Origin of the sequence: Sphingomonas aliaeris, assembly GCF_016743815.1 — a bacterium.
Classification (GTDB): domain Bacteria; phylum Pseudomonadota; class Alphaproteobacteria; order Sphingomonadales; family Sphingomonadaceae; genus Sphingomonas; species Sphingomonas aliaeris.
Map to the genome: position 1 here is coordinate 2,828,903 of NZ_CP061035.1, position 25,969 is coordinate 2,854,871.

General features: G+C 65.8%; 21 protein-coding genes and 1 pseudogene. 11 read left to right on the forward strand and 11 right to left on the reverse strand.

The genetic code is table 11. The features are described 5' to 3' along the window. Positions 1–11: 11 nt before the first annotated feature. Entirely contained in the window at positions 12–1,214 is a 1,203-nt protein-coding gene (locus tag H5J25_RS13290; protein ID WP_202091713.1) for a toxic anion resistance protein, read from the forward strand. A gap of 1 nt (position 1,215) precedes the next feature. Further along, positions 1,216–1,929 carry a hypothetical protein gene (locus H5J25_RS13295; protein WP_202091714.1) on the forward strand — a complete coding sequence of 238 codons (714 nt, stop codon included), beginning with the start codon at positions 1,216–1,218 and terminating at the stop codon, positions 1,927–1,929. 456 nt (positions 1,930–2,385) lie between these two features. Here the strand turns inward: H5J25_RS13295 and H5J25_RS13300 are convergent, their stop codons facing one another. Genes H5J25_RS13300 through ubiA form a run of 3 tightly spaced genes read right to left on the reverse strand, consistent with a single transcriptional unit; the run spans position 2,386 to position 5,462 of the window. Further along, positions 2,386–3,129: a 3'(2'),5'-bisphosphate nucleotidase CysQ gene (locus H5J25_RS13300; RefSeq protein WP_202096372.1), complete on the reverse strand. Its 744-nt coding sequence runs from the start codon at positions 3,127–3,129 to the stop codon at positions 2,386–2,388. Positions 3,130–3,169: 40 nt separating this feature from the next. Then, on the reverse strand, positions 3,170–4,516 hold the full coding sequence (locus H5J25_RS13305; protein ID WP_202091716.1) for a TldD/PmbA family protein: 1,347 nt from the start codon (positions 4,514–4,516) through the stop codon (positions 3,170–3,172). A 49-nt stretch (positions 4,517–4,565) separates the two neighbouring features. Continuing rightward, positions 4,566–5,462 carry a 4-hydroxybenzoate octaprenyltransferase gene (gene ubiA / locus H5J25_RS13310; RefSeq protein ID WP_202091718.1) on the reverse strand — a complete coding sequence of 299 codons (897 nt, stop codon included), beginning with the start codon at positions 5,460–5,462 and terminating at the stop codon, positions 4,566–4,568. Positions 5,463–5,555: 93 nt separating this feature from the next. Here ubiA and H5J25_RS13315 point away from each other — a divergent pair, with 93 nt between their 5' ends. From H5J25_RS13315 to H5J25_RS13325, 3 genes are all read left to right on the forward strand, one after another. Further along, positions 5,556–5,720: a hypothetical protein gene (locus H5J25_RS13315; RefSeq protein WP_202091720.1), complete on the forward strand. Its 165-nt coding sequence runs from the start codon at positions 5,556–5,558 to the stop codon at positions 5,718–5,720. A gap of 56 nt (positions 5,721–5,776) precedes the next feature. Next, positions 5,777–6,517, forward strand: a complete 741-nt coding sequence (locus tag H5J25_RS13320) for a 16S rRNA (uracil(1498)-N(3))-methyltransferase (protein ID WP_202096373.1) — start codon at positions 5,777–5,779, stop codon at positions 6,515–6,517. Positions 6,518–6,613: 96 nt separating this feature from the next. Then, entirely contained in the window at positions 6,614–7,987 is a 1,374-nt protein-coding gene (locus H5J25_RS13325; protein WP_202091722.1) for a glutamate--cysteine ligase, read from the forward strand. Here the strand turns inward: H5J25_RS13325 and H5J25_RS13330 are convergent. From H5J25_RS13330 to H5J25_RS13355, 7 genes and pseudogenes are all read right to left on the reverse strand, one after another. After that, on the reverse strand, positions 7,984–9,276 hold the full coding sequence (locus H5J25_RS13330) for a methyltransferase family protein (protein WP_202091724.1): 1,293 nt from the start codon (positions 9,274–9,276) through the stop codon (positions 7,984–7,986). The genes H5J25_RS13325 and H5J25_RS13330 overlap by 4 nt on opposite strands. Positions 9,277–9,673: 397 nt before the next feature. Then, positions 9,674–10,879 (reverse strand): DUF885 family protein, encoded by a 1,206-nt coding sequence (locus H5J25_RS13335; protein WP_202091726.1) that lies wholly within the window; start codon positions 10,877–10,879, stop codon positions 9,674–9,676. Next, on the reverse strand, positions 10,876–11,130 hold the full coding sequence (locus H5J25_RS21410) for a hypothetical protein (protein WP_318781308.1): 255 nt from the start codon (positions 11,128–11,130) through the stop codon (positions 10,876–10,878). The genes H5J25_RS13335 and H5J25_RS21410 overlap by 4 nt, the downstream gene beginning before the upstream one ends. Then, entirely contained in the window at positions 11,127–14,690 is a 3,564-nt protein-coding gene (locus H5J25_RS13340; RefSeq protein WP_318781310.1) for a LamG-like jellyroll fold domain-containing protein, read from the reverse strand. Before H5J25_RS13340 ends, H5J25_RS21410 begins: the two co-directional genes overlap by 4 nt. 31 nt (positions 14,691–14,721) lie before the next feature. Then, positions 14,722–16,032 (reverse strand): MFS transporter, encoded by a 1,311-nt coding sequence (locus H5J25_RS13345; RefSeq protein ID WP_202091728.1) that lies wholly within the window; start codon positions 16,030–16,032, stop codon positions 14,722–14,724. Positions 16,033–16,058: 26 nt separating this feature from the next. After that, positions 16,059–16,849 (reverse strand): annotated as a pseudogene (locus tag H5J25_RS13350) (2-keto-4-pentenoate hydratase). A gap of 110 nt (positions 16,850–16,959) precedes the next feature. Next, a complete protein-coding gene (locus H5J25_RS13355; protein ID WP_202091730.1) occupies positions 16,960–18,435 on the reverse strand; it encodes a UxaA family hydrolase in 1,476 nt (491 codons plus the stop codon). A gap of 121 nt (positions 18,436–18,556) precedes the next feature. Here H5J25_RS13355 and H5J25_RS13360 point away from each other — a divergent pair, with 121 nt between their 5' ends. The 6 genes from H5J25_RS13360 to H5J25_RS13385 all read left to right on the forward strand — a co-directional run bounded on the left by H5J25_RS13360 (position 18,557) and on the right by H5J25_RS13385 (position 25,530). Next, positions 18,557–19,579 (forward strand): LacI family DNA-binding transcriptional regulator, encoded by a 1,023-nt coding sequence (locus H5J25_RS13360; protein WP_202091732.1) that lies wholly within the window; start codon positions 18,557–18,559, stop codon positions 19,577–19,579. Positions 19,580–19,666: 87 nt separating this feature from the next. Next, complete coding sequence (gene uxaC / locus H5J25_RS13365; RefSeq protein ID WP_202091740.1) at positions 19,667–21,109, forward strand: glucuronate isomerase; 1,443 nt, start codon at positions 19,667–19,669, stop codon at positions 21,107–21,109. Between the two features lie 15 nt (positions 21,110–21,124). Continuing rightward, positions 21,125–21,964 (forward strand): 5-dehydro-4-deoxy-D-glucuronate isomerase, encoded by an 840-nt coding sequence (kduI, locus tag H5J25_RS13370; RefSeq protein WP_202091742.1) that lies wholly within the window; start codon positions 21,125–21,127, stop codon positions 21,962–21,964. Between the two features lie 251 nt (positions 21,965–22,215). Then, complete coding sequence (gene kduD, locus H5J25_RS13375) at positions 22,216–22,968, forward strand: 2-dehydro-3-deoxy-D-gluconate 5-dehydrogenase KduD (protein WP_202091744.1); 753 nt, start codon at positions 22,216–22,218, stop codon at positions 22,966–22,968. Further along, entirely contained in the window at positions 22,968–23,975 is a 1,008-nt protein-coding gene (locus tag H5J25_RS13380; protein WP_202091745.1) for a sugar kinase, read from the forward strand. Before kduD ends, H5J25_RS13380 begins: the two co-directional genes overlap by 1 nt. Continuing rightward, positions 23,938–25,530, forward strand: a complete 1,593-nt coding sequence (locus H5J25_RS13385) for a carboxylesterase/lipase family protein (protein WP_202091747.1) — start codon at positions 23,938–23,940, stop codon at positions 25,528–25,530. The genes H5J25_RS13380 and H5J25_RS13385 overlap by 38 nt, the downstream gene beginning before the upstream one ends. Positions 25,531–25,540: 10 nt before the next feature. On the opposite strand, the gene H5J25_RS13390 is transcribed toward H5J25_RS13385, so the two are convergent. Continuing rightward, the gene (locus tag H5J25_RS13390) at positions 25,541–25,969 is read right to left on the reverse strand and encodes a cupin domain-containing protein (RefSeq protein WP_202091749.1); all 429 of its coding nucleotides are present in this window, start codon (positions 25,967–25,969) and stop codon (positions 25,541–25,543) included.

Here is a 25,969-nt window from a genome sequence, read left to right on the forward strand (position 1 = left end):
TGGAGAAGACGATGGCGACGACTGCGACCGACACCGCGACCAGCGATCTGGTGCTGACTCCGCCCGACCCCGTACCCGTCGTCGCGCCCGAAAAGGCCGTGGGACTGGTGCCGGTCGACGATGCCAAGCGCAACGAATTGCAGAAGCGGGTCAAGACGTTCATCGACGATCTGGTCGCGCAGGACGTGAACTCGCCCGAATTCGGCAAGCGCGTCGATGCGATCAGTGCGATGGGCCAGAAGGAAATCCGCGACGCGGCGGGCCAGTCGAACCGCTTTCTCGACCGGCCGACGCGGGCAATGGATCAGGATAGCGGAGTCGGGAAAGACCTGGCCGAGCTGCGCCGCACGGTCGAGGACCTCGATCCGGGCCGGCGCGGCAATCTGACCGCGCCGAAGAAGCTGTTCGGGCTGATCCCGTTCGGCAGCAATATGCGCAACTATTTCGACAGCTACAAATCGTCGCAGACGCACATCTCCTCGATCCTGAAGTCGCTGACCAGCGGCAAGGACGAGCTGCTGATGGACAATGCCGCGATCGACGTGGAGCGGGCGAACCTGTGGACCGCGATGGGGCGGCTGGAACAGATGATCGTCCTGTCCAAGGAAATGGATGCGAAGCTGGAGGACAAGGCCAACGAGCTGGATCACAGCGATCCGGCCAAGGCGAAAGCGATCCGCGAAAGCGCGCTCTTCTATGTCCGGCAGCGGACGCAGGACTTGCTGACCCAGATGGCGGTGACGGTGCAGGGGTATCTGGCGCTCGATCTGGTCAAGAAGAACAATGTCGAGTTGGTGAAGGGCGTCGATCGCGCGTCCACCACGACCGTTTCTGCGCTGCGCACGGCGGTGACGGTGGCGCAGGCGCTGACGAACCAGAAGCTGGTGCTGGAACAGATCACCGCGCTGAACACGACCACGGCGGGGATCATCGATTCGACCGGCAAGCTGTTGAAGAGCCAGACGGCATCGATCCACGAACAGGCCGCGAGCGCGACCATTCCGATCGAAGTGCTGCAACGCGCGTTCCAGAACATCTACGACACGATGGATGCGATCGACACGTTCAAGCTTAAGGCGCTCGACAGCATGAAGACGACAGTCAACACTTTGGGCAACGAGGTCGAAAAGTCGAAGGGCTATATCGCGCGGGCCGAGGGTGCGGCGCAGAATAGCGGTTCCGGCGGCGAGACGTTCAAGCTGGAGGCGTTGTGAGGTGACGGACGTCGATCGCCAGATCGCGCGGAGCAGCGAATATCTCGACCGCACGCGCGAACGATCCGCATCGCTGAATGCACGGCGGCGCAAGCGGCAAGGTACCGAGATCATGACACGCGTCGGCCGGATCGCGGCGGCGGACATCGCGATCGTCATCGCGGCGATCGTCGTCGGATGGTTCGTGCCGCTGGGCATCGGCGGTGCGATGCTGGTGATGGGGGCGTTGATTGCGGCGACGTTGCTGCTAGCGATCTTCCCGCTGACGCCCGACGTGAAGCCCGAGGCGCTGGCGCAGACGCCGCTGAAGCAATTGCCACTGAAGACCGAACAATGGCTGGAGACGCAGCGCCCCGCTTTGCCCGCACCGGCACAGACGCTGGTGGACAGGATCGGGGTGCGGCTGGAAGGTCTTGCGCCGCAGCTCCAGACGCTGGACGAACAGGAACCCGCCGCGGCGGAGGTCCGCAAGCTGGTCGGCGAACAACTACCGGAATTGCTCAAAGGCTATGCCCGCGTGCCCATCGCGCTGCGCGGCCTCGAGCGCAACGGCAAGACGCCGGACCAGCAGCTTGCGGACGGGCTGAAGGTGATCGACGACCAGATCGCTGGCATGTCCGCGCAACTGGCCGAAGGAGACCTGAACCTGCTGGCGACACGCGGGCGGTTTCTTGAGATCAAGTATCGCGAGGATGGAGTGGGCGGGTCGAACTGAAGCGCCTCCCGTAGCCGGCGGTTTGCGCCATAATGGACGAGGTTACCCTGCGGTATCGGGGTGATCGAGACTAGGTTTCGCTCCCGTACAACAGGAGAGAAAACGTGGCTAAGGTAGCAGCATTCCGCTCAAAACTCCCCGGAACTGGCGTTCATCACAACGACAACCGGTGCACCGTCGGCAATAACATCGAGACGCGTAATCGTGTGTCGGGATCTGGCGGGCTTCCGCTCTGCCAGACGTGCCGAGGTCTTTGATTTGACTTTGCGGGGGCGGCGGGGGCCGTCCCCGTGCAGCACGCGCCTTCATCGACCCGGGCGAAGGCCGGCTCCACCTCCGTTCGTTTCTAGCGAAGTCGAGAAACCCTAGCCACCGGCTGAAGGCCTGTTTCTCGACTTCCCTCGAAACGAACTGACGAGGGGCGCGAACGGGCAGGGGTGAAAATACGGCCCCCTCCTATTTCGACAGCCGCTCCGCCCTCTCCCGCAACCTTTCCACCGCAGCCGTATGGATGCCGGGCGTGGTCGCGAGGACACCGAAGGCCTGCGCGGACGGGGTGTTGAACGCCAGCGGCTGGCCCAGGGCGTCTGTGACACTCGCGCCGGCTTCGGCGGCGATCAGGATGGCGGCGGCGATGTCCCATTCGTGGCCCCAGCGAAGCGTGGCGACGAGGTCGGCGCGGTCTGACGCGACCATCGCGATGCGGAGGGCGATGGAGTTGGGCTTTTCGACCAGCACGAGATCGCTGTCGATCTTGGGCAGCGCATCCGTGGGCACGCGTGCGCCGGAGAATTCGCTGCGATCGCCGGCATGGATCGCCGCGCCGTTCAATGTCGCGCCCTGCCCGGCCGTGGCGCGCCACACTTCCTTGCGGGCGGGTGCGTCGAGAACGCCGATGACCGGTCTGCCGTCCTCGACCAGTGCAATCGAGATAGCCCAGCCGGGACGTCCGCGAATATAGTCGCGCGTTCCGTCGATCGGATCGACCACCCAGACGCGCGATCGCGACAGCCGGTCGGGATTGTCCACGGTTTCCTCTGACAGCCAACCGGCATCCGGCAGTAACGCCTCAAGCCGAACGCGCAGCAGCGTGTTGACCTCCAGATCGACTTCGCAGACCGGATTGTTCGGCGACTTTTCCCACCGTGCGAAGTCGGTGCGCCATTTGGCGAGCGCAAGCGCTCCCGCCTCAGCCGCGATCGCCGCGACCCGGTCGGCGAGCGCGGTGCGATCGGATGGATCAGGCGCCCGCGACGGTCATCCCCTCGATCCGGATCGTCGGCACGTTGCTGCCATACCGGAATTCCAGATCGTTGGCGGGAGTCATGTTCAGGAACATGTCGCGCGCATTGCCTGCGATAGTGAATTCCGCGACCGGCGTCGTGATCTCGCCATTCTGGATGCGGAAGCCGGCGGCGCCCCGGCTGTAATCGCCCGTCACACCATTGACGCCACCGCCGAGCATCTCCGTAACGTAGATGCCGTCGGCGATGTCCGCGATCAGCGTTTCGGGCGGAATGTCGCCAGCCGCCATGAACAGGTTACTGGTCGCCACACCCGGATTGCCGCCGACGCCGCGGGCGGCATGGCCGGTCGGCTCCAGCCCGAGTTGCCGCGCCGATGCGCTGTCGAGCAACCACGTCTCCAGCATGCCCGCGGTGACGAATTCGGTCGCGGAAACGGGCAATCCCTCCCCGTCGAACGGGCGTGACCGAAGACCGTGCGGGCGGTGCGGATCGTCGGAGATCGTGACGGCGGACGAGAAGATCTTCGTGCCGAGCGCATCGAGTAGGAAACTGGTCTTGCGCGTGATAGCGGCGCCGGAGATCGCACCGATCAGGTGACCGAGCATCGACCCCCCGTTGCGCGGATCGAACACGATCGGCATCGTGCCGCTTTTCACCACGCCAGGATTGATCCGTGCGACGGTGCGTTCGCCCGCGCGGCGGCCGATGTCCGCAGCGGATTCCAGCATGCGGCGGTGGCGCGCGCTGTGATGATCGTAATCGCGGACCATCGCCCCGCCCTCGCCCGCCAGGACGCTGGCGGAGACGCCGTATCCGGTCGCGGCATAGGCGCCGGCAAAGCCGTGGCTGGTGGCGAGTGCCCAGATGCTGCGCGAGGCGGATGCGCCCCCGCCTTCGCTGTTCGTCACGCCGGCGACTGCGCGGGCGGCATCCTCCGCCTCAAGCGCCGCTTCCTTCAGCGCGGCGGGCTCGACTTCGCCGCCGTCGTCCAGGTCGAGTTGCGGGACGTTGCCTTTCAGCAGGCGATCCTCTGGCGCGAGGCCTGCCCATTCGTCTTCCGGCGCCTCCCGCGCCATCGCGATCGCGCGCTCGACCAGCGCATCCAGCGCGGAGACGGACAGGTCCGATGTCGAAACGCTGGCCGATTGACGCCCGACGAACACGCGCAGGCCAAGCTCGGCGCTCTCGGACCGCCCGACATCCTCCAGCGCGCCGAGGCGGACGGACACGTCCAGCGCGGTATCGGCGGCAAATACCGCGTCGGCGGCGTCGGCCCCGGCGGCGCGCGCGCGGGAAACGATATCCGCGGCGCGGTCTCGGGCTTGGTCGGGGGTCAGCATGGCTTGGGACTTAGGTTGGCAGGCGGGGCGGCGCAACCGGGTTGGCGCGCTACAGCGTCGTTCCGACGACGAAGCAGGCGCAGAACATCAGGAAGCCCGCGAAACGGTTGCTGCGGAAGCGATCGAGTGCGCTTGCCCCGTCGGCGAGGTCGAGGCTGAGAACCTGCCACATCAGATGCACGGCGAGCGGCGCCAGTGCGACGATCGCAAGCGGATCGGGGCGGACCTGCCAGAACGCCGCCGCCCACAGGACGAGCGCCACGCCGTAGAAGATGGCAACACCGCCTTTAACATGATTGCCCATGCGCAGCGCAGACGAGCGGACGCCGATTAACGCGTCATCCTCGCGGTCCTGCAATGCATAGATCGTGTCGTAGCCGATCACCCACGCGATCGACCCGGCATAAAGGAGCAGGCCGGGAATGGTGAGCGTCCCGGCGATATCGCTCCATCCGACCAGCGCCGCCCAACTGAACACGAGACCGAGCCACGCCTGCGGCCACCAGGTAATGCGCTTCATGAAAGGGTAGGCCGCCACAGGTGCCAGGCTGAATATAGCGACGATGCCCGAATAGAGATGGAGTTGCAGCAGAACCGCCAGCCCGATGAGACACAGGATCACCAGCCAGACCCAGGCGGCCTTGAGCGAGACCGCGCCGCTGGCGAGCGGGCGATTGCGTGTGCGGGCGACTTGCGCGTCTAGATCGCGGTCGACGATATCGTTATAGACGCATCCCGCGCCCCGCATCGCGATCGCGCCGGCCAGCAGCCACAGGATCAGATCCCACCGGTCGATCGCGCCGCCGGCAAGCGCGACACCCCATGCGCCGGGCCAGAACAACAGCCACCATCCGATCGGACGATCGAAGCGCGCGAGCAGCGCGAACGGACGTGCGGCATTCGGCAACAGGCGGACGAGGCCGCGATATTCCGTATCGGGTGTCATATGGCGCACTCCATGACAGTGCACAGGCCGCTTTGCCATAGCGTTGCGGGGCGCTAGGTTGGGTGCGGTGTCGCGTATGTTCGTTCTTGTCCGATGGTAGGTCTGTCGGTTGCCGTCGGGCGCTTTTTCGAGGCGTTGTTCTGGGCGATGCTGCAAGCCGCCGGGCAGATCGGCGCGATCGTGTTTGGTGGACTGCTGTTGGTTGCCGTCGCCGTACGACTGGTGCTGGGGCGCTGGCCGTGGCGGCGGCGACGCTGAAATCGGGAACGGCACGGAGCGTAGATTCGCCGGACCGCTGCCGCTACAGCGGCACGATGCCCGCAACCCCCGCCTGGCCCCCGCAATCCACGCCGCGCCTGTTCGTGGGGCACGAACTCTCCGCCGGGCCACTGCGCATCGACGGCCCGCAAGCGCACTATCTCGTATCGGTGATGCGGATGAAGGCGGGTGATCCGGTCAAGCTGTTCGACGACGCGACCGGCGAATGGCTGGGCGTGGCGAGCGCGGTGGGCAAGCGCGATCTGACGTTGGACGTCACCGAACGTTTGCGAGAACGGGAGGCCGTGCCCGACCTATGGCTGTGCGCAGCGCCGCTGAAAAAGGGGCGGATCGACTGGATGGTCGAGAAAGCGTGCGAATTGGGCGTGGCGCGTATCGTTCCCGTCGTCACCCGGCGCGCGGTCGTCGACAAACCCAAGGCGGAACGCCTGCGCGCGCATATGATCGAGGCGGCGGAGCAATGCGGACGCACAGCGATTCCCGAACTGGCCGACACGGTGAAGCTGCCCGCCTTGCTGCGCGACTGGCCGGCGGGGCGGACCCTGTTCTTCGCGGATGAAGCCGGCGGCGTTCCGGCGGCGGAGGCGATGCGGGCGGGTGGCGATGCGGCGGCGATCCTGATCGGGCCGGAGGGCGGTTTCGACGATGAAGAGCGCGCCTTGATCAAGGCGCATCCTAGCGCGGTCGGCATCACGCTGGGGCCGCGTATCCTGCGCGCGGATACGGCGGCGGCGGCGGCGATCAGCGTGTGGATGGCGGCGCGCGGCGATTGGTAGCGAAACGCGCGCAAGTTCAGGCCTTTATCGCGTTTCATGACAATCGCCACGTCTGCGCCACTAGCGCCCTTCCGTGGGCGCGGCTACATGGCGGCGATGACGACAAAGACCGTGCAAAAGACCGTGTCGCCGACCATCGAGTCGCGCGATCAGATGATCGAGAGCTTCGCGCGCGGGGAGAAGCCCGTGACCGACTGGCGCATCGGTACGGAGCATGAGAAGTTCGTCTATGCGCTGTCCGATCATCATGCGCCAAGTTACGAAGAGAAAGGCGGAATCCGCGACCTTTTGAAGGCGCTGGAAGGCTATGGCTGGAAGCCGGTGATCGAGGGCGGGAACGTCATCGCCTTGTCCGGGGCGGACGGGTCGGTCAGCCTGGAGCCGGCGGGACAGTTCGAACTGTCGGGCGCGCCGCTGGACAATCTGCACGAGACCTGTGCCGAGACCGGCCGGCATCTGGAGCAGATCAAGGCGATCGGCGACAAGTTCGGCATCGGGTTCCTCGGTCTCGGCATGTGGCCGGACAAGACGCGGGCCGAACTGCCGATCATGCCGAAAGGCCGCTATGCGATCATGCTGCGCCACATGCCGCGCGTCGGCACGATGGGCCTGGATATGATGCTGCGCACCTGCACGATCCAGGTGAACCTCGATTACGAAACCGAAGCCGATATGGCGAAGAAGTTTCGCGTCGGTCTGGCGTTGCAGCCGCTGGCGACCGCGTTGTTCGCGAATTCGCCGTTCCTGGAGGGCAAGCCGAACGGCTTGCTCAGCTATCGCAGCCATATCTGGTCCGATACCGATCCTGCGCGGACGGGCATGCTGCCGTTCGTGTTCGAGGACGGCTTCGGGTACGAACGCTATGCCGAATATGCGCTCGATGCGCCGATGTACTTCGTCTACCGCGACGGCAGATACATTGATGCGGCAGGCCACAGCTTCCGCGATTTCCTGAAGGGCGAGCTTTCGGTCCTGCCGGGCGAGAAGCCGACGATGGACGATTGGGCGGACCATCTGTCCACCGCCTTCCCCGAAGTGCGGCTGAAGACGTTCCTGGAGATGCGCGGCGCCGATGGCGGACCGTGGAGCCGGATCTGCGCGCTGCCGGCCTTGTGGGTCGGGTTGCTGTACGACAATAGCGCACTAAACGCGGCGTGGGATGTGGTGAAGGACTGGACGATCGAGGAGCGGCAGGCGCTGCGCGATTCCGTCCCGAAGCTTGGCCTGAACGCACCGATCGCGCGTGGCGGAACGCTGCGCGATATTGCCGGCGAGGTGCTGGACATCGCCAATGCCGGGCTGACCGCACGGGCACGGTTCGACGCGAGCGGCAGCAACGAAACGGGCTTCCTGGACCCGCTGCGCGAGGTCGTCCGGTCGGGCAAGGTGCCGGCCGAAGTGTTGCTGGAAAAGTATCACGGCGTTTGGGGCGGCGATGTTTCCAAGGTCTATGACGAACTGACGTTCTAGCCGCGCGACCGGCCCGTCATCCACGCGACAAGGCGTGGAACCAGGCCATGCCGTGCCATCCATTCGCTATAGTCGCGATACGCCGGATCGAGCCCGAGATGCATCTCCTCGGTTCGCGCGCGCCAGTAATAGACGCCGGCGACCACGCCCATCAGCACGGTCGCGCGGGCGGCATCGACCAGCGACCCGGTGGTCAGGAAGGGAATGGTCGAGATCAGCCAGAACAGGTTCTTCGATAGATAGGCGGGATGCCTGGACAATGCATAGGGCCCGTGCGTCAGGATGCCGCGATTGGTGAGATTGGAAAAGCGGTAGCCGAATGCGATCGTCGCCCATGCATAGATCGCCGTCAGCGCGACCAGTACGATGCCGAACAGCGTCAGGATCACCGGATGCCCAGCGAACCAATGGGACCATTCCGACGTGCCGGGGTGATAATCGAACGGGCCGCCCGGTGCCATCAGGATGAAGGGCGGGTAGCAGATCAGGGCCGCCATCCACCCCGCCGCATAGGGCGTGGCGGTGCGGATATGCGAATCGAGCGGCTTGAGTGCGAGAAGATAGCCGGCGGTGGCGAACGCGACGTCGATCACGAACATGAACGTGATCAGCCAGTTGGCCAGCGCGACGGGATCGCCCAATACCCGGCTGGTATCGCCGCGAACGAATTCCCCGAACCCCGGCGGTACGATCGCCAGCATGAAGGCGGTGAAGAACGCCTTCACGCCCCAGCTGCGCAGATGGTCGTGGATCGCGGTCTTCCGGACCGGTTCGTCCAGCCCGATCAGCCACGCGCCGAATGCCCAGCATCCGTCCTTCGGTTCGATCGCGCGCCGGTCCAGCCAGATGATATAAGGGATCGATACGACCAGCAGGACCGGCATCACGGTTTCGAAACACCACATCGAAAACTGGAAGTTGCCTTCCCAATAGAATCGGCCGGTGGCGTAGATCACCGCGATGCCCGCCCAGGTCGCCCAGAGACCGGCCAACTTGGTCAGGCTGACGTCGATCGTGTCGCGCCACGGCGCTGCGTGGTCCCAGTCGAAACCGGTCGAAGGGTTGCGATGCACCTTGTCGATCAATATCGACCACAAGATCATCGGTATGCCACAGGCCGCGATATTGACGAGCGCGGCATAGGGACCGTCCATCCGGTACCAGCGCGCAATCGCAACCCAGGCGAGCAACCCGGCCAAACCGACAAGGCCGCAACCCGTGCTGACCGCTGATTCCGGTCGGGTATCAGCAGCTTGAGCGGAGCGCGCGAGAGCGGTATCATGAAACATCGCGCCAGTTTTAGGCGCGAACTGGTAAGCAACGCGTAAACCATCGCTGCTGCAGGCGGACCGGCCCCTTCACCAGTCCTTTACGAGTGCATCAAACGCAATCGCGATGGATGCTTTCGCACTTGCATCAAACCATGCTGCGCTGCACAAAGGGGGTGCCTTTCAGGCATCCTCTCCTAAAACTTTCAAGGGCTGGCCTTTTAATGGGGCCGGCCCTTTTTTTGACCTCGTTTTGAGCTAGGCGACGATTGCTGACGTCACGCCGAACAAAAATAATATGTTCGAGGAGTGGAGCCAGCCGGTTAGACCGGCAACGGCGCGATTGCAGTGTGGGGGATGGAGCAGCCGCGTGCGCTCTCCCCCACGTCCGTTTCCCAGATCGAATACCGGCGGCGTATCACCCCATCCAGTTCGCAAGGCGATCGTTGCGCACCCGTCCGAACGGCGGCGGCTGAAGGGCGTCCCACCCTCCCTTTTGAAGCCACAGATCGTCGAGCGCGAACCACGCGACGGCTTCCGCCACGCGCGCGCCGGGATCCTTGACGATCCGATCGATATCCACGTCGAACGGCGCGAAATAGGCCGGTTCGCCTTGCCACTCGACGAGCCGGCGGACGGCGTCGGCGCGGCTCCAGCCGGACAGATGGATGTGCAGATCGACCAGCGCGCGATTGACGCGGAACAGCAGCCAATGAAGACATCCGAGTTCCGCCATCGGATCCGAGGCGTATACGCCTTGAACGAGCGCGATCCGTTCGGCGTGGTTTGCCCATCCTTCCGCAAATCCGGGGGCATAGCGAAGGCGTAGCGGATGCGGCGCGGCCGAGCCTTCGATCGGCAACTGGATCATGTGTCCGGGCAACGTTTCGTGCCGAACGACGCTGGGCAAGGTCCAGCCTGGCCGGCGGCGGATGTGCTTCAGGTCCACGACATAGGCACCGGCCATCGTCGCCGTCGGCAGGTCGCGATAGCCCCCGCGGCCCGCCGCCTCGTCCGCTGCACTCATCCTGCGCACCGAGACGTCGAAACAATAAGCAGGGATACCGGGATAATCGCGCAGCGCCTGGAGCCGGGCCGCGGCCAGCGTGCGATTCATTTCGGCCACGGCGCGGTCCCGGCCGGCATCGTCGTCGCTATACAGCCACGCAGGATCGCTCCACATCGCGGAATATCGCGCGCCCACCGTGCCCGTCGCGCGGCCGAGGCGTTTCATGAGCCGGTCCGCACGGTCGGTCAGCGCGCGACGTTCCGCAGCCAGACGCCGCATCACTGCGCCGGGGTCGGCATCGTCGCTCGTGATCCGGCGCAGCAGCAGGCGATATCGGCCGGCCGACATTGCCGCACCGTTCGGGAAGCGGTCGGCCAGTTGCACGTCGATACGCAACCCCGACAGCGCCGTGATCAGATCGGCGCGGGCCGACGGGGACAAAGACGCGGGATCGATCCGCGACAGGCGATCGACCATGTCTGCGGGTGCATCGGTTGTCGCGGCGGCATCGAGCAACGGGCGAAGTGCCGCATCCGCGCCTAGCTGCGCCCTGGCGCCGGAGGACAGGATGACCGCGCCCGCCCCCGCCAAAACGGATCGCCGCGTGACGATCATCGCGGTAGCGGCGCGACGTTGTTCAGGCGCGTGGTTTCGGGCGCATCGCCAGGTAGCGCGACTCGCACGGCCAGCCCGGCGCGGTCCGAACCCACCGGAATGCGGAGTTCGACCGGCACGATCTTCGGCGCCAGATCGGTCGGAGCCGCGATATCGGGTACGATCGTGCTGCCCAGCACCCGGCCATCTGCCGCGACCAGCTCCGCACGTCCACCGCGCGCGGCGACCGCGCCGAGGCTATGCACCGTCACGCGCACGCGATCCCCCGGACGAGCAGGTCGTCGGCACCGATGCCGAGATCCGGCCGTGCCTCGACCGGCGTCGTCGGCGTCTGGAGTGCAAAGTCCATGACCGTCGTGGTGCGCGGCGCGAAGGCGACATCGACGCTCGCGCTCCGTTCCAGTTCGACCGGCCGGGCCGGTCCGGCCGGCACCAGCGTCCGGCTTTCGTCCGTGCTGGTCGATAGCCGCATCGTCCACCGACCCGCCGTGACGTTCCACGTCGTCATGGCCGCCCGCTGTTCGGCGTCGCTCATATTATACGCGATGACCCGGAACCGGTCGGGCGTCGCGCCCGGCAGCAGGATCGCGACCTGTTCGCCCGCGCCTTCGTTCGCGAAGCGCCAGCTGACCGTATTGCCCGGCCATGTCTGGTTGCGGCGCAAGGCGATGCCGCCCAGGCGTTCGCGCTGCAGGATATCATTCGGCTGATCGACGCGATCGGACCACCAATGCCCCTCGGTATACATATCCTGGTGCTGCGCCTTGTCGGCAGCGGCTTGCGCGTGAAGCGCGGCGAGAACGGCCGTGTCGCCGGTTTCGGACCAGCGGGCATATTGGCCGAACGGGTCCTGCCCCGTCGCTTTCTTTCGTAGCGCCGCGCCGCCGGGATAGGTCGCGAAGGCGTTTTCGTTCAGTTCGGCCAGCGCGCTCGGGCCGGACCTGGCCAGACGCGCGTCGATCGGGCGGCGATATTTGTCATCCCCGGTAAAGCGCCATGCAGCCCAGACGGATTGCAGCGGCGTGTTCACCCCGCCCCCGTCGCCGACGCGCGTCTGGTCGGTGCGCCAGTTGATCTCGTTGGGATAGCTCCATTGGCCGTCCGCGCCCTGCACGCCATGCGCCATCCAGCCGTCGACCAGCCCGGTGACCAGCCCGCGGGCCTGCGCATTGCCATTGTACAGGCCGAGCAGGATCGGGGCGTGCATGACCGTCCAGCTATACGGCTTCTGCCATTCCCACGGCCCTTCGCGGTACATCTTGCGCCCGCCATACCAGTTGCTCGCGAAGTGGAGATGGCCGGCGGGATTGCGCAGGATGACGCCTTGCAGCGCGCGCGTCGTCGCCATCAACCGCTCGACCGCCTTCGGATCGCCCCAGTTGAGATAGAGGTCCGCCGCGTCGGAGTTCAGGCCTTCCTCATAGGCATGCAGTTCGTCGGTGGTGATATAGCCGAGGCCGTTCACCCGCATGCCGTTCTTGTACGATGCATCGGCGAGCGCACGGAGCGAGGCGCGGATCCTGTCCGGCTTCACCCCCATCAGCGCCAGCCCCGGCCATTGCTGCGCCAGATCCACGTCGTCCGAAATACCGCCGCCGAAATCGCCATAGGGCACCTGACGATTGTCGATCCACCAGTCGACGAAGTGCCGGACCTGCTTCAGATCCTCGATCTGGCGGAACGCCCAGGCGGGGGTATCGGCGGGCACCGCCGGCGACGCGTAAGGGGGCAGGTTTTCGGGGCGGTAGTTGATGTCCGCCCAATAAGCGCGGGCGCGAACATTGTTGGGATCGACGCGCAGCAGATCACCGATATCCGCGAACAGACGGGCATAAAGACCGGCGCGTTTCGAAGCGGTGTGTTCCTCGACCAGAAAGCCCCAATTGTCCTTCACCTGATTCAGGCGATCGGCGACGTGTTCGGGCAGCGCGGCTGCGCGGTCCTTGAAGACCAGACGGATCTTCGCGCCGTTCAGCGCCGCGGCGTCGAAGTCGGGCGCGGCCGAGGCCACGGATACATACAGGCTGTCGTTGGACAGGATACGATCACGCAGATCGAGCCAGACGGTGCGCGGCTGACCGGGGCGGACCGAGACCGACACGTCGATCATGTCGCGACCGGGCCAGAGCGGATCCTTCACGCGGATGTTCAACGGGATCAGTCCGGCGGCGTTGGCGGTCGATTTCAGCGCGGGAAGGTCGATCGCGATGCCGTCCAGACCGGCGTTCAGATTCTGCCAGCCATAATCCCAGGCGCGCGCGATCGGCTGATCCGGATAGGCGTCGCCATAGCTGGCGGGGATCAGGATATGGACGATCGGTTGCGCGCCCTTCATCCGGGCGACCGGCCCGGTCGCGCCGGCCGCACCCGCGCCGACCGCCGCCTTGATCCCGGACGTCGGCGTGGCGAGGACCGTTTCGCGTTCGTCCGGCGCGTATCGGCCAGCGATGAAGGCATTCAGCGGGTCGAGCGCGGCGAGCTTCGGCGCGAGATCGGAATTGATCGTGTAGTCGAGCGAGAAGCTGCCCGTCGGCACCGCGCCCGCCGAAACGTCATACGCCCAGATTTCCTGGATCGGCTGTTCCTGCATCACGTTGGTGAAGCCGAAGCGGCCACCGGTGCGCGGGGTGAAGCGATCGACCGAGCGGACGACGCCTTGCGGTCGTCTGGCCAGCGTCACCGCCTTCCCGCCGTCGCTCCAGTCGAGCGTGCCATAGGCCGCGCCGCGGATTTCGATGCGGTTGACGCGCTCGCCGGGCGGGACGGTCAGGTCGTATCTCTTGCCGCCTTCGACATAGGTGTTCCAGTCGGGCAGTTCGAAATAGTCGTTGCGGCCGGGAAGGCGCGAGCGATTGTAGACGCCGGGCCAGGTGGTCTCGGTGATGCCGTCCACGCCTTTCCACATCCACTGTTTCAGGTCCTTCGCGTCGGCGAATTCGACCTTTCGGATGCGTGTGACGGCGGCGTCGAGCAATGGAGGTGATGTTCGGTCCCAGCCGTACCGGTGGAGCCAGGCGGCGCGTTCGGCGCGCGTGTCGCGTAGTGGTGGCGCGGCCGGGTCCCGCTTGTCGGCAAGCGCGGCGATGGCGGCGGCGTCCAGTTGGCTATCGTAGACGCGGATCTCGTCGACGTCGCTGCCGCGCATGAAATTGTAGCGGCTTTGCACCTGATGCGGGGAGAGGACGCGGCCGGCGAGGCCGAACTGGTCGAGGCCGCTGTCCAGATCCGCCTTCTGGTCGCGACGGGCGGCTTCATTGCCATCGACGTACAGGCGCAATCCGACCGTCTCGTCCCACGATACCGCGATATGATGCCAGGCATCGGCGGCGGGCAGGACGGGCATGCGGTACGAGACGCGGACGCGCGACAGATTGGCGTCGGTGACGAACGCGTCGAAGCCGTGGCCGTTATAATCGATGCGCAGGAACGCCATGTCCCAGCTGGAATGATCCGCGAAGGACACGCGGAAGATGTTGAATGGCGCCTCGCCCACCGGCGTCCGCGCGCGCCAGAAGAAAGCGAGCGTCCCCCGCGCCGCGCGGATGTTGCCGGGTGCCTTCCACGCGACATAGCCATCGTCGGCCCAGCGCGCCGCCCCGCCGATCGCGCCATCGGGGACGACCGTCACACCGCTCCGGAAATTGGGCACCGGATCGCCGCCGGCGACCTCCGCCGTCAGGCTGGTATCCGCCGAGGCGCGGAACAGCAGGCCGGTCGCGTCCTTAGCCGACTGCGCATGGGCAATCGGCGCCCATGCGATCAGCGCCGCCGCCGGGATGAGGCACGCCGGGATCAGGCGGGTTCTTGTCACACTCTCTCTCCCGGCGGGCGCTTCGTGCGCCTTATACCTCGACCCGTGCCAGCCGCGGCGACAGCAGGTGTACCGCGAGCAGCGCCAGGAAATAGGCGCTGGCGCAGATCGCGAACAGGGTCGAATAACTGCCCGTCGCGTCGAGGATCGACCCGGTGAACCACGCCATCCCCATCCCGCCCACTGCACCCACCGTACCGCCGATGCCGACGACCGACCCGACCGCACCGCGCGGAAAGATATCCGACGGCAACGTGTAGAGGTTGGCGGAGAAGGCCTGATGCGCCGCCGTCGCCAGCCCGATCACCAGAACCGCCGTCCAGACATTGTCGATATCCTGCGCGAAATAGATCGGCAGCACGCAGAAAGCACAGATCAGCATCGTCAGCTTGCGCGCGAAGTTGGGCGACTTGCCGGCCTTGATCAGGCGCGACGACAGATACCCGCCACCGACGCTGCCGACATCGGACAACAGGTAGATCGCCGCCAGCGGAAGACCGAACGTCTTCAGGTCGAGATCGTAGCGTTCGTACAGATAGCCCGGCAGCCAGAACAGGAAGAACCACCAGATTGGATCGATGAAGAACTTGCCCAGCGCATAGGCCCATGTCTCACGCACCGTCAGCAGGCGCAACCAGGGCAAGGGCACGACGGGGTCGGCCGGATCCTGTTCGATCCACGCCAGTTCCGCCGCGCCGACGCGCGAATGCTCACGCGGGTGGCGGTACATCGCCCACCACGCGATCAGCCACACGATCCCGAACAGGCCGGTGATGTAGAAGGCGACGCGCCAGTCGAAGGCGAGAACGAGGAACGGGACGAGCAACGGCGTGATGATCGCGCCGACATTGGCGCCGGCGTTGAACACACCGATCGCGAATGCACGCTCACGCTGCGGAAACCAGTCCGTCACCGCGCGGATGCCCGCGGGGAAGTTTCCGGATTCACCGATACCGAGGCCGAAGCGCGCCATCGCGAACTGCGTGATGCTGCCCGCCAGGCCGTGCGCCATGTGGCTGATCGTCCAGATGATGATCGCGATCGTATAGCCGAGCCGCGCGCCGAGCTTGTCGACCACCTTGCCGAAGCTGATGTAACCGACTGCGTAGGCGACCTGGAACCAGAACACGATCGTGGCGAAATCGCCCTCGGTCCATTTGAATTCGGCCTGCAGGGTCGGCTTCAGCACGCCGATCATCTGGCGATCGATATAGTTGATGGCGGTAGCCGCGAACAACAGGCCGCAAATCACCCAGCGATAGCGCCCGACCGTGCCGGCCGCCCGATCCACCACTCCGCCATCCGGCGCTGCGCCGATCGCGGACTCCGGTGCCTGTGCCATCACATTCTCTCCCGTTTACCTGGCCCTTATTGAGCCTTGATCTTGCATGCGACCGTCAGTCGGCCGTCGAACACTGCCTCGACGGCCGCGCCGATCGCGACGCGGTGGACGCCGGTGACGGCACCGCTAGATATCCACTGGCCGGGCTGTAGCGCGATACCGCGCAGCGCCATCGCCTCGAACAGGAACCGCGCCGCACCGAACGGGCCGTCCAGCATCGTCGCGGCGGTCGCGGCGCCTGCCTCCACCCCGTCGATCGTGAGGCTCACCGGCCACGAAACCAGATCCTGATCGCGCCAATTCGGAATCGCTTCGCCCACGACCAGACCGTTATTGTTGCCGAAATCGGAAATCGTGACGGTCGCGCCGTGATCGTTGATGCCGGGGAAAGGCGAACTGGCGATCTCGATCCCGACATGCACTGCGTCGATCAGCGCCGTCGCCTCGGCGATCGTATAGGACTGCTTCGCGGGATCGGGCGCGGTGCCGATGCAGAGCAGGAACTCTGCTTCACCGGCGGCAAACCCCCGGAAATGACCGGCATCGCGACCGGATCGTCCTGCGCGTCCTTCACCTGATCGGCGAAGATCGGTCCAGCGAGGCGGTTGATTCCGTCGATCGGAGGATTGATCCGTCCGACCTTCCACCCGACCACCTGACGATCGGACAGCGCGATCGCCGCATCCTGCACGGCATAGGCCGTTTCGAGCGTGTCGGGCATGTCGCCGGGAAAATCGGGCAATGCGCGGCCGGTGCGGCGGGCATCGACGAAAGAACGGGCGATGCCGTTGATGTTCTCGGAAATCTGACCGGACATTGCTACGCGCTCGCCTCCCCACTCACTATTCTTCTGTCGGCGATGACTATGGGAAACCGGTGTCAATGACAATAGCCTGCGCGGTGCCGGTGTCCGATTTCCAACCGAAGTTACAGCGTCACGCCGCGTTTCCAGATCGCGATCTCGCGTTCGCCATTCCGTTCCGCCGCCGTTTCCGCGCCCGATGCGACCCGTCCGATCAGGCCTGCCAGCGCGTCTTCCGCCGCGGTGAAACCTTCGTTCAGCACCTGTCCCGCGTCGAAGTCGATCCAGTTCGGCTTGCGGGCGGCGAGTGCGCTGTTCGATGCGATCTTGATCGTCGGTACGGGAAAGCCGAGCGGCGTTCCTCGCCCGGTGGTGAACAGGATCACCGTCGCCCCGGCCGCCGCCAAGGCGGTGGACGACACCGCATCGTTACCGGGCGCTTCCAGCAGGGTCAGCCCGGACTGCGTCGCGGCGTGACCATATCCGATCACATCGATGACCTGTGCGCGCCCCGCCTTCTGCACCGCGCCGAGCGATTTCTCCTCCAGCGTGGTGATCCCGCCCGCGATATTGCCGGGGGACGGATTCTCCGAAACCGGCTCGCCGTGCGACAGGAAATAGCTTTTGAAGTCGTTGACGAGCGTGACGATGCGATCGAACACGTCGCGACTTGCGGCGCGGTTCATCAGCATCTGTTCGGCGCCGAACACTTCTGGAATCTCCGTGACGATCACGCGCCCGCCCGCGCCGCCGACCCGGTCGCTCATCCGACCGACCAGCGGGTTGGCGGTAAGGCCCGAAAAGCCGTCCGACCCGCCGCATTTCACGCCCAGCACGAGGCGATCGAAGGCGACCGGCTCGCGGGTCGCGGCGACATAGGCGGCGAGTTGCTCGACCAGGGCGACGCCCTGTTCGACTTCGTCCTCCGCCTGCTGCGCGACCAATGTCCTGACGACCGCGCGGCGATCGGCCGGGATTTCGGCCATCAACTGCTCGATTTGGTTCGATTCGCAGCCAAGCCCGACGATAACGACTCCCCCGGCATTCGGGTTGCACGCGAGGCCGGCGAGGATCCGGCGCGTCGCGGCAAGATCGTCGCCGAGTTGCGAGCAACCGAACGGGTGGGTGAAGGCATGGACGCCGTCTATACCGGGCAAAGCCAGCGCGTTACCGCGCGCGGCGATCCGGTCGGCGGTGCGGGCCACGCAACCGACCGTCGGCAATACCCAGATTTCGTTGCGCGTGGCGACGCGGCCATCGGCGCGGATATAGCCCATGAACTGGTCCTGCCCGCCCGTGAGGTGAGGGGCGGCCGCGGGCATAAAGGTGTAATCGAGTTCCCCGACAAGACCGGTGGCGAGGTTGTCGCTGTGCACCACATCGCCGACCGCAATCGATTGGGTCGCGCGACCGATCGGAAAGCCGAACTTGACGACGTCTTCCCCGGGCGCGAGCGGCGCGACGGCTATCTTGTGGCCGCGGCCAATTGCCGCGCGCGACTCTATCGTCCGTCCATCGACCTCGACCGCGCCGCCGACCGGCACGTCGTCCAGCAAGGTCGCGACGCTGTCGCGCGGGTCGATGTGCAGGGCCTTGATCACGAATGCTATGCCTTTTGCGAAGGTAACGGGAACCGGTGTCAGCCGCGACTATCAATGCCGGAGCGGCAATATCATCGCAAGTGCTGGCGGCTGCACCTTCGCCCGGCTATGCACTGGAGCTATGAAGAAGACCGGCCAGCCGACGATCAACGACGTAGCGCGGCTCGCGGGCGTTTCGAAAAAGACGGTCAGCCGCGTGATCAACCGATCGCCCCTGCTGAACGACGACACCCGGCGGCGGGTCGAGGACGTTATCAGCGGATTGAGCTACATCCCGAATCCGCAGGCCCGCGCGCTCGCACTCCGCCGCAATTTCCTGATCGGGCTCGTTCACGACAATCCCAATGCGCAGATGGTGATGAACGTGCAGCAGGGGATCTTGGAGGCGCTGCACGGTACCGAGTTCGAACTGGTCGTGCGTCCGCTGGATCGCGGATCGGCGACGATGCTGGAGGATCTGCGCCACTTCCTCGAGCGCCAGCGGCTGTTCGGACTGATCCTGCTGCCCCCCATCAGCGAGAATGATTCCATTGCCCAGTTATGTTCGGAAATCGGATGCCGCTATGTCCGGATGGGGTCCGCGCAACTGGATGACGACGATCACATGGTCGCGTCGAACGATCGGGAGGCGGTGCGCGGGGCGACCGAATATCTGATCGCGCAGGGCCATCGCCGGATCGGCCTGGTCGCCGGGCCGCATGGTTTCCGGTCGGCGCGCGAGCGTCGGCTGGGATTCGAGGAAGCGCTGGATGCGGCGAATATCCCGATTTCGCGCAGCATGATCGCCGACGGAAACTATACTTTCGAATCAGGCATTTCAGCCGCCGGTCGCCTGCTCGACCTGATGCCGCGCCCGACCGCGATCTTTTCCTGCAATGACGAGATGGCCGCCGGCGTGATGCATGCGGCACGGCAGCGAGGGTTGGATATTCCGAGTGACCTGTCGATCATCGGGTTCGACGATACGCCGGTCGCCGCGCATGTCTGGCCGCCGCTGACCACGGTGCGCTGGCCGATCGCGTCGATGGCGCGGTCGGCTGCGCTCAAGATCACCGCCTCACTCGAAGAGAATGCGGTGGATGAGCCGTCGCTCTTCCTGTCGACCCTGATTCGACGCGCATCCGTGACCCCGCCGGCCGCGTGATCCTTGCATGATCGGCTGACACCGGTTACCAATTAAGACAGCCGAGCAGACGACGCGGCTTGCAGAGGATGGATACGGACACAGGCTATGGCACGGCGACTGGAATTGCACCCCGACCGGCTGTTCCCTGCCGATCCGACGACACGCCGGATCGCGCGTGATCTGTATTCCGGGGTCGCAGATGCACCGATCGTCAGCCCGCACGGCCATACCGACGCCGGCTGGTTCGCCGGCAACCAGCCCTGGACCGACGCGACGTCGCTGCTGCTCGCGCCCGACCATTATCTCTACCGCATGCTGTACAGCCAGGGGATTGCGCTGGATGCGCTGGCCATCCCGGACAAGGGTGGCGTTCCGGCGACCGATCCCCGCGCGGCCTGGGCCTTGTTCGCGGCCAATTATCACCTGTTCCGCGGCACGCCGTCGCGCTTGTGGCTGGATCATGTATTCGCCGAGGTCTTCGGGTTCGACGTGGCGCTGGAGCCGTCTTCCGCCGACCTGTATTTCGACACGATCGCGGAAAAGCTTGCGACCGATGCGTTTCGCCCACGAGCGCTGTTCGACCGGTTCCGCATCGACTTCCTTGCCACGACGGAAGGCGCGCAGGACGATCTGGGCGCGCATCACCGCATCCGCGAGTCGGGCTGGAACGGCCGCGTCGTCACCACCTATCGCCCGGACGGCGTGGTCGATGTCGAGCATGAGGCGTTCGTGCCCGCCATGACTCGCTTCGCCGAACTGACCGGCGAGGACGTGTATGACTGGCGCGGCTATCTGGCGGCGCACCGCAAGCGCCGGGCCGATTTCCGCGCGGCGGGCGCCACCGCGACGGACCACGGTCACCCCACCGCCGCCACCGCCAACCTGTCGACGGCCGAATGCGAGACGCTGTTCGCGAAGGTCACGCGTGGTGACTGGACGCCGGCCGATGCCGAACTGTTCCGTGCGCAGATGCTGACGGAAATGGCCGGCATGTCGGCGGAAGACGGCATGGTGATGCAGATCCACCCCGGATCGTTCCGCAATCACAATGCCGGCCTGTTCGCCAGCCACGGGCGCGACAAGGGCGCCGACATCCCGACTCGCACCGATTACGTCCATGCGCTGAAGCCCCTGCTGGACCGGCATGGCAATTCGACCGACCTGTCGATCATCCTCTTCACGCTGGACGAAAGCACCTACGCCCGCGAACTCGCGCCGCTGGCCGGTCATTATCCCTGCCTGAAGCTGGGCCCGAGTTGGTGGTTCCACGATTCGCCCGAGGGCATGCGCCGCTTCCGCGAGGCGACGACGGAAACGGCCGGCTTCTACAATACCGTGGGCTTCAACGATGATACGCGCGCCTTCCTGTCGATCCCGGCGCGCCACGACGTCGCGCGCCGCGTCGATTGCGGCTTCCTCGCGCAACTCGTCGTCGAACACCGCATCGCCGACTGGGAAGCCGCCGATCTGGCGCACGAACTGACCAGCGGCCTGGTGCGCCGCGCTTATAGAATCGATCAACCCTCGCCGCTCGCCGCGGCAGCCTGATACCGGAGACCCAAGATGTTCGACCGTACCTATTACGCCACGCATCCCGACATGATGGAATGCGTCTCGAATGACGAACTGCGCGACCGCTACCTGATCGGCGGGCTATTCCGCGACGGGGAATGCGTGCTGAACTATACGCATGCCGACCGCTTCGTGATCGGTGGCGTCGCGGTCGCCAGCGGCAGCGTGAAGCTGCCCGACCAGACCGAGCCGGCATCGGCGGCGGGCCACCCGTTCCTGGAGCGCCGCGAACTCGCGATCGTCAACGTCAGCACCGTCGAAGGCACCGTCACCGTGGACGGCGAGACCTTCACGCTCGGCAACAAGGACTGCCTGTACGTCACGATGGGCGCAAAGGACGTGCAGTTTTCGGGCGATGGCGCGCGTTTCTATCTGGCGTCCTGCCCGGCGCACAAGGCGTTCACCACGCGCAAGCTGGGGATCGGCGATGCCAACGCGCTGGAACGCGGCAGCCTGGAGGAATCGAACGAGCGCACGATCTTCCAGCTCGTCATTCCGGGCATCTGCGACAGCGCGCAACTGGTCATGGGCCTGACCGTGCTGAAGCCGGGCAGCGTGTGGAACACGATGCCGCCGCACATCCACGAACGCCGCAGCGAGATCTATTTCTACTTCGAACTGGATGGCCCGAACGACCGCGTCTTCCATTACATGGGCGAAGGCGAAGCGATGCGGCACATCGTGATGGCGAACGAGGAAGCGGTCATCAGCCCGCCCTGGTCGATCCACATGGGGTCCGGCACCAAGGCCTATGCCTTCATCTGGGCGATGGCGGGCGAGAATCAGGATTATACGGATATGAACGTGCTGGATATCTGCCAGCTGGCGTGAGGTTGGGTTAGGCTGCCCTCACTTTCAGTTGGGATGACCCTAAGCTCCTCTCCCTTTCAGGGAGGGGCGAACCTTAAGCTCCCCTCCCTGAAAGGGAGGGGTTGGGGGTGGGTCCGGGCCGGGCGATACGGCGGCCCCCTTCGCGTGATCATCCGTATCGCGAGCACTCCACCCACCCCCGGCCCCTCCCTTCCAGGGAGGGGAGAAGATCAACGCCCTGCCATCCCCGGCGGGACGCGGAGAAGACCAGAATGAACCCTTTCGACCTTTCAGGAAAAGTTGCCGTCGTCACCGGCGCGAACACCGGTATCGGGCAGGCGATCGCCGTCGCGCTGGCGGCCGCGGGCGCCGACGTGGCGTGCGTCGGCCGGACCCCGGCGGACGATACGGTCGCGCAGATCCGGGCGCTGGGTCGCCGGGCCGAGATCGTGTCCGCCGACCTGTCCTCGATCGAGCCGGTGCAACGGGTTGTCGACGAAACGCTGGAAAAGCTTGGTGGGCTGGACATTCTGGTCAACAATGCCGGCATTATCCGCCGCGCGGATGCCGTTGATTTCACGGAGGAAGATTGGGATGCCGTGGTCGATACCAACATGAAGTCGGTATTTTTCCTGTGCCAGGCGGCGGGCCGTCACATGATCGCGCAGGGCAAGGGCAAGATCATCAACATCGCGTCGATGCTGACGTTCCAGGGCGGCATCCGCGTGCCGAGCTATACCGCGTCCAAATCGGGTATCGGTGGGCTGACCAAGCTGCTGGCGAACGAATGGGCGGCGAAGGGGATCAACGTCAACGCGATCGCCCCCGGCTATATCGCGACCAACAACACGACGGCGTTGCAGGCCGACGAGGCGCGCAACAAGTCGATCGTCGATCGCATCCCCGCCGCGCGGTGGGGCGATGCCAGCGATCTGGGCGGGGCGGCGGTGTTCCTCGCATCGGCGGCGGCGGACTATGTCCAGGGCCATATCCTTGCGGTCGATGGCGGCTGGCTGGCACGCTGATGGGACAATTTCTCGCATTCGGGGAGATGATGCTCCGCTTGTCCCCGCCGGGCCGCGAACTGCTGATGCAGACGCCGCGATTCGACGTGTGGGTGGCGGGTGCCGAGGCGAACGTCGTCACGCAACTGGCGAAGCTGGGCCATCATGTCGGGTTCGCGACGATGGTGCCGGACAACGATCTCGGCCGCTCGGCGATCGCGACATTGCGCGGACACGGCGTCGATACGTCGGCGATCCAGTTTGGCGGCGAACGGATGGGGCTGTATTTCGTCACGTCGGGCGCGGGGATGCGCGCGACCGAAGTGATTTACGACCGCGCCTGGTCGTCCTTCGCGCAAGCCCCCTTTTCGGGGTGGCAGTGGGATGAATTGCTGGACGGCGTGGACCGGTTGCACCTGTCGGGCATCACGCCCGCGCTCGGTCCAGTGCCGGCGGAAAGTGCACTGGCCGCGGTACGCGCGGCGTCGGAACGCGGGGTCGCGGTATCGTTCGACGGCAATTGGCGTGGCAAGCTATGGGAACGGTGGGATTCGAACCCGCGCGACATCCTGAACCAGTTGGTGGCGGAGGCGGATCTGATGTTCGGCAATCACCGCGACATCGCATTGCTGCTGGACCGCGAATTCTCCGCCGATGCGGAGGTGCGCCGACGGGAGGCCGCGGATGCCGCCTTCAGCGCATTCCCGAAGCTTCGGACGATCGCCTCGACCGCGCGCCACGTCGATCATGTCGACCTGCACCGCCTGTCCGCGCGCGTCGACACTCGCGAGGGCCATGCCCAGACGGAGGAAGTGACGCTGGCCGGGATCGTCGACCGGATCGGCGGGGGCGACGCCTTTGCCGCCGGCGTTCTCCACGCGCTGCGATCGGGTGGCGACAGCGCCGCCGCCGCCAGCACGGGACTGGCACTCGCCGCGCTGAAGCATTCGTTGCCGGGCGATGCGAGCCTGTTCCGTCAGGCCGATGTCGATGCGTATCTCGCCGGGGGTCTCGACGTCCGGCGTTGAGGGCTGGACGCGCCGCGGCGTGATCGGCGCGGGGGCTGCGGCGGCTTTGGCCGGCGCGCGCGCAACCGCTGCACTCCCCGCGGATCCGATCGTTCGTGCGCCCGCCGGAGCATTCGCAGGAGCGCGCGAAGACGGCGTGACGGGGTTTCGCGGCATTCGTTATGGTCGCGCCGAACGCTTTCGATCGCCGACACCTGTCGCCCCGCCCCGGCAGGTAGTCGCCGCGCGGGAATTCGGCCCGGTCGCCCCTCAGAACGGACCGTATACGCCGCAGTCCGAAGACTGCCTTTTCCTCAACATCTGGACGCCCGCGCCTGATCGCCGCGCAGCGCGTCCGGTGATGGTCTACATCCATGGCGGCGCTTATTCGAACGGCAGCGTCACCGATCCGTTGAACGACGGCGCAACGCTGGCCGCGCACGGCGACGTCGTCGTGGTGACGATCAATCACCGGCTGAACGCGTTCGGATATCTGTATCTCGCGCGGATCGACCCGCGCTTTCCCGACAGCGGCAATGCCGGGCAACTGGACCTGATCCTCGCGCTGCGCTGGATCGGCGAGAATATCGCGGCGTTCGGGGGCGATCCGGGGCGGGTGATGGTCTTCGGCCAGTCCGGCGGCGGCGCGAAGATCGCGACGTTGATGGGGATGCCGGCCGCGCAGGGCCTGTTCCACCGCGCGGCGACGATGAGCGGGCAGCAGGTCACGGCGTCGGGACCGATCAACGCGACGCTGCGCGCGCGGGCCTTTCTGGCGAAACTTGGCGTGGCGGAGCGCGATCTGTCGCCTTTGCTAGCTATGCCCGCGCAAAAGTTGGTCGATGCGCTAGCCACCACCGATCCGATCCTTGGCGGCGGTGTGTATTTCGGGCCCGTGCTGGATATGACGTGGCTGACCCGGCATCCGTTCTGGCCCGATGCCAACCCGCAATCGCGCGGCATCCCGATGATCCTCGGCAATACGCAGGACGAGACGCGCGGCTTCATTTCTCCTGCGTCCGCACGGATACGGGCGCTGACCTGGGACAATCTCGCCGCGACGATGGCGCCCGAACTGCGCATCGACGTGCTGCCCGAATGGGTCGTGGCGCAATTCCGTGCGCGCTACCCGGGCTGGTCGCCGGAACAGATATTCTACCGCGCGACGACTGCTGCCCGAAGCTGGCGCGGCCAGATCATCGAGGCGGAGGCGCGGGCGGCGCAAGGCACGCGGACGTGGGTGTACCAGCTGGATTTCGCATCGCGCACCAACCCGCGGAAAGGTGCCTTCCATACGCTCGACATTCCGTTGGTGTTCGGGACGCTTGGGGCCGCGGGGTCGGAAACCGGAACCGGGGCGGATGCGCGCGCGGCGAGTGCCGCGTTGCAGGATGCGTTCGTCGCCTTTGCGCGTACCGGCGATCCGAACCGTGCGGGATCGGCCGGGTGGCCGGTCTACGATCTCGCACGACGCGCGACCTTGGTGGTCGATGCGCGGTCCAGGGTGGTGGATGATCCGCGCCGGTGGGAACGCGAGCAGTTCGCGCGCATTCCGTATATCCAGCCCGGGAGCTAGGCCGCACGCCTCATTTGGCCGCGACGGGTTTGGCCAGCGGATAGGAGATGATCAGCGACAAGGACTTGCCCCCGGTCTGTCGGATGCCGACCGTCGCGCCGCTGTACAGATAGGCCGTCATACCGGGCGTGAGCGTCCTGCGCTCCCCGCCCGACGTCACCTCGCCGGTGCCGGACAGGACGTAATATACTTCGTCATGATCGATCCGGTGCACCCCGATCGCCGCGCCGCGGTGCAGGATGCGCTTGCGGAACTCCATCGTCCGGCCGTCGACGCCGTCGCTGATCCGGTACGCCGTGCTCATCCCGATCGCGCCATGCGGGGGCGGCTCGCGCCGGATCGTGGCGCGTTCTTCGATCACGACCATCGGACGTTCGGCGGCAGGGACCGAAGCCACCGCCGCCTGTGCCGCGACCAGCGTCAGGATCGCGCCGATCAT